Source organism: Synechococcus sp. R6-10, assembly GCF_047461815.1.
Lineage (GTDB): Bacteria > Cyanobacteriota > Cyanobacteriia > Thermostichales > Thermostichaceae > Thermostichus.
In genome coordinates this window covers 1-8,026 of the sequence record NZ_JANSHW010000183.1, presented here as the reverse complement: position 1 = coordinate 8,026, position 8,026 = coordinate 1, and the positions used below count along the sequence as shown (strand labels likewise).

Annotated in this window: 7 protein-coding genes and 1 pseudogene; 6 read left to right on the top strand and 2 right to left on the bottom strand. The window is 60.2% G+C overall.

Annotated features, from left to right (window positions below):
• The 4 genes from NW837_RS05820 to NW837_RS05805 form a co-directional block, all read left to right on the top strand.
• A partial coding sequence (locus tag NW837_RS05820) for an O-antigen ligase family protein (RefSeq protein ID WP_414329795.1) occupies window positions 1–853 on the top strand: 853 nt, incomplete at its 5' end.
• Between the two features lie 124 nt (window positions 854–977).
• A complete protein-coding gene (locus NW837_RS05815) occupies window positions 978–2,126 on the top strand; it encodes a quinone-dependent dihydroorotate dehydrogenase (RefSeq protein ID WP_414329793.1) in 1,149 nt (382 codons plus the stop codon).
• Window positions 2,127–2,157: 31 nt separating this feature from the next.
• The gene (gene btpA, locus NW837_RS05810; protein WP_414329797.1) at window positions 2,158–3,045 is read left to right on the top strand and encodes a photosystem I biogenesis protein BtpA; all 888 of its coding nucleotides are present in this window, start codon (window positions 2,158–2,160) and stop codon (window positions 3,043–3,045) included.
• A 76-nt stretch (window positions 3,046–3,121) separates the two neighbouring features.
• Window positions 3,122–4,180, top strand: coding sequence for a diguanylate cyclase (locus NW837_RS05805; protein WP_414329791.1), 1,059 nt, complete (start codon window positions 3,122–3,124; stop codon window positions 4,178–4,180).
• Here the strand turns inward: NW837_RS05805 and NW837_RS05800 are convergent.
• Complete coding sequence (locus NW837_RS05800; protein ID WP_414329789.1) at window positions 4,156–5,007, bottom strand: vitamin K epoxide reductase family protein; 852 nt, start codon at window positions 5,005–5,007, stop codon at window positions 4,156–4,158. The two genes, NW837_RS05805 and NW837_RS05800, sit on opposite strands and share 25 nt — an antisense overlap.
• A gap of 36 nt (window positions 5,008–5,043) precedes the next feature.
• The gene (gene mutL / locus NW837_RS05795; RefSeq protein ID WP_414329787.1) at window positions 5,044–6,780 is read right to left on the bottom strand and encodes a DNA mismatch repair endonuclease MutL; all 1,737 of its coding nucleotides are present in this window, start codon (window positions 6,778–6,780) and stop codon (window positions 5,044–5,046) included.
• Between the two features lie 268 nt (window positions 6,781–7,048).
• On the opposite strand from mutL, the pseudogene NW837_RS05790 reads away from it, so the two are divergent.
• Both NW837_RS05790 and NW837_RS05785 read left to right on the top strand, forming a co-directional pair.
• Window positions 7,049–7,243 (top strand): annotated as a pseudogene (locus tag NW837_RS05790) (PKHD-type hydroxylase); the annotation flags it as partial.
• 293 nt (window positions 7,244–7,536) lie between these two features.
• Complete coding sequence (locus NW837_RS05785; protein ID WP_011433838.1) at window positions 7,537–7,941, top strand: universal stress protein; 405 nt, start codon at window positions 7,537–7,539, stop codon at window positions 7,939–7,941.
• Window positions 7,942–8,026: the final 85 nt, after the last annotated feature.

Sequence of the window (8,026 nt, the reverse complement as noted above, 5' to 3'; positions counted from 1 at the left end):
GCACTTCTTCTGGGGGCCGGTTTGGATTACGGGGGTTGCCGGGGGAGAGCGACCGGCGGCAGCCTTCACTTCCCCCAATACGCTGGCCATCTACCTGGTGATCCACCTGTGCTTGGCAGCAGGGCTGTGGCTGGATCAGGCCGACAAAGACTGGCCGAGGGTGGTAGGGCTGGGAGCTGTGTTGGGGCTGGGATCCCTCTTGTTGCTGCTGACGGCCTCTCGCAACGGCTGGGGAGCGGGGGGGCTGGCGCTGGTGATAGGGCTGGCCCTACGGCGCTGTTGGTGGGGGATCGGGATCTTGGTCGGCATAGGGTTGGCTGGTTTGGCTGCTGCTTGGGATTGGCCGGGCTGGCGGGCCGTAGTGCCCCGATTGATTTGGAGCCGTCTGGCAGACACCTTCGATCCTCAAGCGCTCTACTTTAGTTCCACCGCCAACCGGCTGGATGCTTGGCAATTCGCCCTGCAGATGGTGCAGGAGCGGCCCTTGACCGGTTGGGGCTGGCAAAGCTTTGCCGCTCTTTACAATGCTCAAGATCCGCCGGAGCTGCTGGGCCATTGCCACAATTTGTACCTGCACCTGGCGGCTGAGGGTGGGATCCCGCTGTTGCTGGGCCATCTGATCCTGTGGGGCTGGATTTTGGCGCGGGGATGGCAAGCTTGGCGGCGCTCGCAAGAAAGCGTCCTGCTGGGGATGCTGCTGGCCTTGACGGCGTTTTTTGCCTCAGGGCTTTTGGATGTGGTGATGTTGGATGGCCGCATCCACCTGTTGGTAACCTTGCTGTTGGGGGCAGTTTGGGGAGCCAGCCTCGAGCAGCGCTCGACAAAGGGCCAATGCAACCAAGATCTGGGATAGCTTTCCCAAGGGGGTCACGGTTGAATGCCCCACCATGGGCGTCGGCGCTGCCTGGCAATAGGGAATGACTCTTGACCTAGCAGTAAATCCAAAATCCATGGGTTCCCACCCGTAGGAAATCCTTGTGGTAAACCTGTACCGAGATGTGCTGTGGCCTCTGCTTTTTTCTGGGCTGAGAGCCGACCCGGAAGCGGTCAAGATGGGCCTGCTGCGCGCCTTGCATTGGATCGATGCCACCCAGGCCACCGGGATCCTATCGGCTCTGGAGCGACTGTTTTGCTACCGGGATCCCCGGCTAGCGGTGTCGCTGTGGGGCCTTACCTTTCCCAATCCCCTTGGATTGGCTGCGGGCTTCGACAAAGATGGCCTGGCTCTGGGCGTCTGGCCCAGCCTAGGATTTGGTTTTGTAGAGGTGGGCACCGTCACTCCTCAGCCCCAACCGGGCAACCCCAAACCTCGCCTGTTTCAACTGCCCCAAGATCGCGCTGCCCTCAATCGCATGGGCTTTAACAATCAAGGGGCGGCGGCTCTGGCCGAACGGTTGCGTCGGCTACACCAACGTCCCATCCCCATCGGAATCAACCTGGGCAAAGCCAAAATCACCCCCCTAGAAGAAGCGGCTGCCGATTACCTGGCCAGCTTCCGGCTGCTCCAGGATCTGGGGGACTACTTTGTGGTCAACGTCAGCTCCCCCAACACGCCGGGGCTGCGATCCCTGCAAGCTGCTGAGCAACTGGAGCCCATCCTGTCTGCCTTACAGCGGGAAAATCAGAAGCGAAAACCCCTCCTGGTGAAGATCGCCCCCGATCTGGACTGGCCCGACATCGACAGCATCCTGGAGCTGGCCCAAGACCATCAACTGGCCGGGATTGTGGCCACCAACACCACCCTCCGCCGCGATAACCTGAAGACCCGTTTCCTGCCTGGCCGCGGGATCCCCTTCGCACCAGCGGAGTCTAGGCCAATCCTTGCAGAAGCCGGCGGGATCAGCGGTGCCCCCTTGCGGGAGCGTTCCACCCAAGTCATCCGCTACATCCACCGCTCCACCCAAGGAAAATTGCCCATCATCGGAGTGGGGGGCATCTTCACCTTGGCCGACGCCTTGGAGAAACTGGAAGCGGGAGCCAGCCTGCTGCAGGTCTACACCGGCTGGGTTTACGAAGGGCCGGGTATGGTGCCGCAATTGCTCCGAGGCCTAGCCCGCTCTTCTCCCCCCAGCCCTGATGTTACACTTCCCCCAGAGAATACCCCTGTGGGTCAGATCCAGGCGTAAGATCGTTAGGGATCCCTGAGGAAGCTTGCCGGTGAACCTGCTGCAACACCTCTTCAAAACCCCCCATCCGGTCATTGGGGTAGTTCATTTGTTGCCGCTGCCCACCTCGCCCCGTTGGGGGGGGGACTTGGAATGGGTGATCGCTCAGGCAGAACAGGCAGCTACTGCCCTGGCTGCAGGAGGGGTAGACGGGATCCTTGTCGAGAACTTTTACGATGCCCCCTTTGCCAAGGATCGGGTGGACGCAGCGGTGGTCAGCGCCATGACCGTCATCGTCCAGCGGCTGAAAACCCTGGTCTCGCTGCCGGTTGGGATCAATGTCTTGCGCAACGATGGCTGCAGTGCTCTGGCAATTGCCGCCTGCGTGGGGGCGCAGTTCATCCGGGTGAATGTGCTCTGCGGGGCGATGGTGACCGACCAAGGCATCATTGAGGGGAATGCCTACCGCCTGCTGCGCTATCGCCGGGAGCTGGGGGCTAACATCAAGATTTTCGCCGATGTGCTGGTGAAACACGCCCAACCCCTAGGTCCCATCAGCCTGGATGCGGCTATTACCGACACGGTGGAACGTGGCCTGGCCGATGCCATCATCCTTTCCGGCTGGGCCACCGGCAAGCCACCCCTTCTGGAGGAGCTGGAGCTGGCCCGCAAAGTTGCTCCTCAGGTGCCGCTGCTCATCGGCTCGGGGGCTACTGCTGAAAACATCGGCAGCCTGATCCGGCGGGCAGATGGAGTAATTGTGGCCAGTTCTCTGAAGCGGTCTTCCCGTTCCGCAGGCATGCCGGCAGGCTATTCGGATCCGTTTCCCATGATCGACCCGATTCGGGTGCGGCAGTTTGTGGAAGCACTGCACCTTGCGCTCCGTGAGCGGGCCTCCAACCATGCTTGTCTGGCCGCTCCCGGTTCTGGTTCCAACTAGCTGTTGGCGCTAAGATTGGGATCCGACTACAATGGGCGATTCCTCTTTAGCTATGCCATCCCTTGATCTGGAGGGCTTGGATTCTGCGTACCACCCTTCTGGTTCAGCAGAAGAAGCCTTTTGGAGCTCTGTTCCGGCTCGCACCCCCCGCATTTGGGTTGTCGATGATGACCCAGTGGTTCGTTGCTACATTATCAATGTTCTCACAGGCTCCCAGTACTACGTGGAAAGCTGGGAAAGCGGCCGAGCAGCTTGGGATTCCTTGCAAAGCTTGGAAGAGAGCGAGTGGCCCGACATGGTGATCTGCGACTGGGTCATGCCTGAGATGTCGGGGGTAGAGTTCTGTTGCCGTCTCAAGGGATCCGCCGCAGGGCAGTTTGTCTATTTCATTTTGCTCACGTCCCGTTCTGAAGTTGAGGCTCGGGTAGAGGGGCTGGATGCGGGGGCGGATGAATTCATCACCAAGCCGGTCGATCCCGAGGAGCTGCGGGCGCGGGTGCGGGCAGGGTTACGTCTCCAGCGGCTCACCCAAGCTTTGGCCCAGGCCAACCGGCAATTGCGAGCCCGCAACGAGCTGTTGGAGTCTTTGTCTTTGACGGATCCCTTGACCGGGGCGTTGAACCGGCGAGCTCTGGATCAGGCACTGCCCCATTTGCTCAAGCAGGTGGGAGCCCGCGGGGAAGCTCGCTACCGCTATCTCTGCCTGCTGATGATGGATGTAGATCACTTTAAGCAAATCAACGACAGCCACGGCCACTACATTGGCGACTGTGTGCTGCAGGCCATCGTCGGGCGGCTGCAAAATCAACTGCGGCCCTCCAGCCTGCTCTACCGCTATGGTGGGGAAGAATTTGTTTGCCTTACGCCCGGACTTAGCCCCTCTCGCTGTGGTCGCTACGCAGAGTCTCTGCGGCAGGCTATCGCCAAACGGCCCATTGACATCTCCCCCAAGCGCAGCCTGCCTGTTACCATCAGCATCGGTGGGGTCGTGCTCAGCGAAGACTACCGCCTGGAGCCGGAAGCTGCCTTGCAGCAGGCGGATAGCGCGCTCTACCAAGCCAAGCAGGCGGGGCGCAACCGAGTTCACATCCTCACCCCAACCCCAGAGGTTTATCTGCCCTCTTCCAGCGGATAGCCAGAGGCCACCGCCAAGGCTTCCAGAGAGCGAACGCCTGTGTAGGTGCGGCCATTGATGATCCAGGTGGGATAGCTGGTGATCCCCGCTTCTGTACATTCTCGAGCCTGTGGAGTGCCGGGGCCGTTGGGGGAGCACTCCACGTAGGGCACTTGCTCAAAAGCCGATCCGAACAGCTCCTTTTGGTCTTGACAATGGGGGCACCAATAGGCCCCGTACATAGTGCCGCCGATCTGCCGCAGGTGGGCTGCTAACCCTACCGCCAGGGGGCTAGGCGGGGGAACTTGGTTGGCGTACACCCCAATCGTGGTCACCAACGTGAGAAAGGCCACCAGAATGTAGCTGAAGGCCAGCTTGCCCCAATCCAACCAGCGGTGGCCCAGCACGGTCACCAGCCCCAGCCCCGCCACCAAGATAATCGCGGTGGTGCAATACATGCAGAATTGCCGCAGCACCGCCACCATCAGGTAAAGCATGTACATCTCAAAGGCGGTCATGGCGGAAACCAAGCCAAACAGGGCCGGCCAGCGCCACCGCTTCACCAGTGGGATCCCATCCGGCAGCACCGCCAGCGCCAAGACTCCCAGAAACCCCAGCAGGCCAACAGCCGCTGTCGGGATCCCCAAAAACTCTGCCCAACGGCTGGAGAGCACCAGGTCACACCCCCCATCCCCCGTGCAGAAGGCAGCGGGCTGCTCCGTCAGCTTGGTGTAGGTGAGATAGGCCGTCAACAGGGATCCCAGGCTGGCCAAGATCGCCAAGATCAGACGGGAATGGCGCTGCAGCCAGGTCTCTTCTTGGGCTTTGAGTTTGAGATAAGAAGCCATGGAGTTTCAGGGGTTTCAGCAGTTGGACACCCCCGATTATAGTGGGGTGGAGCTGGGCTCGTCCGTGGGATCCGACGCAGAAGAGCGCACCTGGGCGGCAAACCTGTCTCCCAGCGGATCCAGCTCCCATAGGGATCCCAGTTTGGAGTCGGAGATAGGCCGGTCGCAGAGGCCCCAACGGCGGCGGAAGTAACGGGCCAGATCTTTTTCTGCCAGGGCCAGGTAGACCGGGCGACCATGAGGGCAAGTGTGGGGGTTGGCGGTGCGCTGCCAAGCTTCCAACAGCTTTTGCATCTGCTCCAAGGTCAGCGGGATCCCATTGCGCAAGGCCCCTCGACAGGCCACCGCCACCTGGGCTGCCTGCACATCTTGACAACGGCTGAGCTCTAGCAGGGATCCCTGTACCTCTTCTGGATCTTCCGAATCCAAAGCCAAAGGGAGGCGTCGAATGAGATGGGTATTGGGGCCGAAGGGTTCCGGCTCCAGCCCCAACTGCTCCAACCGCTCCAGGGCTTGGGGCGATAGTCCTTGCAGCGTTACGGGCGTCGCCGGTGCCACCAGTTGCCAATGCTGCTGGATGTACTCATAGCGAACTCGCTCGTGGGCCAGGTGTTGCTCCACCAGCCATAACCCCTGGGGGTGCTCTGCCAAGATGTAGGTCCGATGCAGTTGGGCCAGCGCCTTGAGGGGGGGCAGGAGAGAAGTTGGGCGGTCAGAGGGAGGAAAACGGCTCTGGAGATCGGGCGAGACTCGATAGACCACCTTGGCCTCGCTGGCCCGGATCAGATGCACAGAGCGGCGGCTGGCCTGCTCGGATCCCAATTGCAGAAGGGAGTGCAGGTGTTGGCGCAACTGCTCCTGGCGGGCCGTCAGATTCTCCAGGTAGAGCTCGCTTTTGGCAGGATGACGGTTCCAATCCACCTGCTCTGGGGGCAGGCGCAGGTGAACAACCACCAGTGGATGACGGTGGCGAGGCAACGCGTGGTGAAAAACCGACTGGATCAGCCGTTGCCAGTCGGGCATCTGCACAAACCGTCCGTTTACGGCCACACGGATCCAATCGGGGTGGGGGCGATGCAGGCGATCCGGCAGGCCCAGCACCACTTCCCAATCGCTATCCCCATCCTGGATCCGCCGATAGCGCAGATCCGTGGGATCCACCTGCGGCAACACCTGCAGCAGCAGATCTTGCAGAGACTTTCCCGGCCAGAGGCTGAGCAGCAATTGCCCTTCCTGATGCACCTGCCAACTGACCCAAGGATGGGCTAGGGCCGCATTTTGCACCAGGGTTAGGAGCGGGCGAGTTTGGGGCAAAGCCCGACGGCGCAGAGGCCAGTCGGCAAACAAATCCGCAACCGTGACCACCGTTCCCGAGGCAGTGGCTGCCGGCTGCTTGTGGATCAGCTCCCCCTGTCGGTCGTAGGCGGCCAGCCAGCCGTGAGCATCAGAAACGTGGCGGGTTTGGATAGCTAGGGATCCCAAGCGGGCCAGGCTGTGCAGGGCTTCCCCACGAAATCCCAGGCTGCGACCTTCCAGTTTGCTGGTGGTATGGCGGCGGGCCACCTGCTCCAGTTCCGAAGCCGGGATCCCGTGGCCGTTATCCCCCACCCGCACCTGCCAGCGAGTCGGCCAGATCTCCACTTGAATGCGGGTGGCCTGGGCATCGAGGGCATTTTCCAGCAATTCCCGCAGAGCAGCCCCCAGAGAGTCGATCACCTCTCCTGCCGCCATACGGGCAATCCGTTCCGGGGTCAGGGGTTGGATCTGGAACATGACACCCATCCTGCCAATCTGATGGTCAGGGGCCAACAGAGCCTTAGCTTAACCTTCTCTTGCGGTTTCTGCGGCGGGCAACAGGAGCCTTGCACGCTCTAACCGGTTGAGGTCTGCAGAGGGGGGAAGTGCGCTCGATTTTCCGCTGGCCATTTCTACCGATTCGTTCCAAAGAGGCAATCAAAGCCAGATAAGATTTACATAGGAATAACTTTCATGCTACTGAGGATTTGGCCTCTTCTGATTTTTTGGGTTTCCAGAATATTTTTTGTGTATTGGCAATGTTCTCAACACGGCAGAACTGCAGCAAACTTTGAGCCTTTTATCAGATGCAGATTTTGTGGATGGTGCCCTGACAGCGAGTTGGAATGCCAGGTTTGTCAAAAACAATAGGCAACTGCCCGAGGGATCCCTGCAGCAACAGCAGATCCAGGAGACCATTTCTGCGGCTCTAGATCCCAATTGCCGTTTAGCTTGATCTGGAAGTGGCCCAACGGCAGGAACTGCGTAAACCCCAGCCAAGCACAGCTTCAAAAGGTCGGGCTTTCCCATGAGCAGTATGCAGGGCGTCTTCTACTGCTTATCCAAAAGGGCTCCCGTTTCCGGTTGATGCCAAGCGGCTAAGGTCGAGCCCCTCACAATAGGAAAATGGGCTGGGATCCTTCAGCCCCCGGCAAAGTTGGTAGAATAAAGTCAGCCTTCGCCTTGAACTTGAATTTGGATAGGGACTGGGGTCGACCGTTGGGATCCTCGGCTATGTTCGACAAACTGCTCTTTCCCATCGATAACTCGCGTGAGACCAGCCACGCCTTGCCCTTGGTGGCGGACATAGCACAGCGCTACAAGAGCCAAGTGTATTTGCTTTCTGTGCTGGATGATACGGAGCTTGACCCGGAGCGAGCCGAGCAAGCCCGGCAGAACATCCACAACCTGCTTAAGCAAACGGAGTCTGGCCTGCATCAAATCGGCCTTAGCAACGTCAAGAGTGAGTATCGAGAGGGGAAGGTACCTTTTGTCATCTGTGATGTGGCAGACGAGCTGGAGATCAGCCTGATTGTGATGGGCTGCCGCGGCCTCACCCTATCTGGAGAGGGGCAGAACAACTCCGTGAGCCACCGCGTGATCGATCTCTCCCCCTGCCCGGTGTTGGTCGTGCCCTGAGGAGAGGGATCCCATTGACCAAAAGGCGCGGCAAGCCCCGTCCTTCAGGGCGGGGAAGGATAGCGCCGACCGTAGCCGACGCCCT

Excerpts from the sequence above, each read along its gene's own strand:
- NW837_RS05800 (WP_414329789.1), bottom strand. The coding sequence starts at position 5,007 with ATGGCTTCTTATCTCAAACTCAAAGCCCAAGAAGAGACCTGGCTGCAG.
- mutL (WP_414329787.1), bottom strand. The coding sequence starts at position 6,780 with ATGTTCCAGATCCAACCCCTGACCCCGGAACGGATTGCCCGTATGGCG.
- NW837_RS05785 (WP_011433838.1), top strand. The coding sequence starts at position 7,537 with ATGTTCGACAAACTGCTCTTTCCCATCGATAACTCGCGTGAGACCAGC.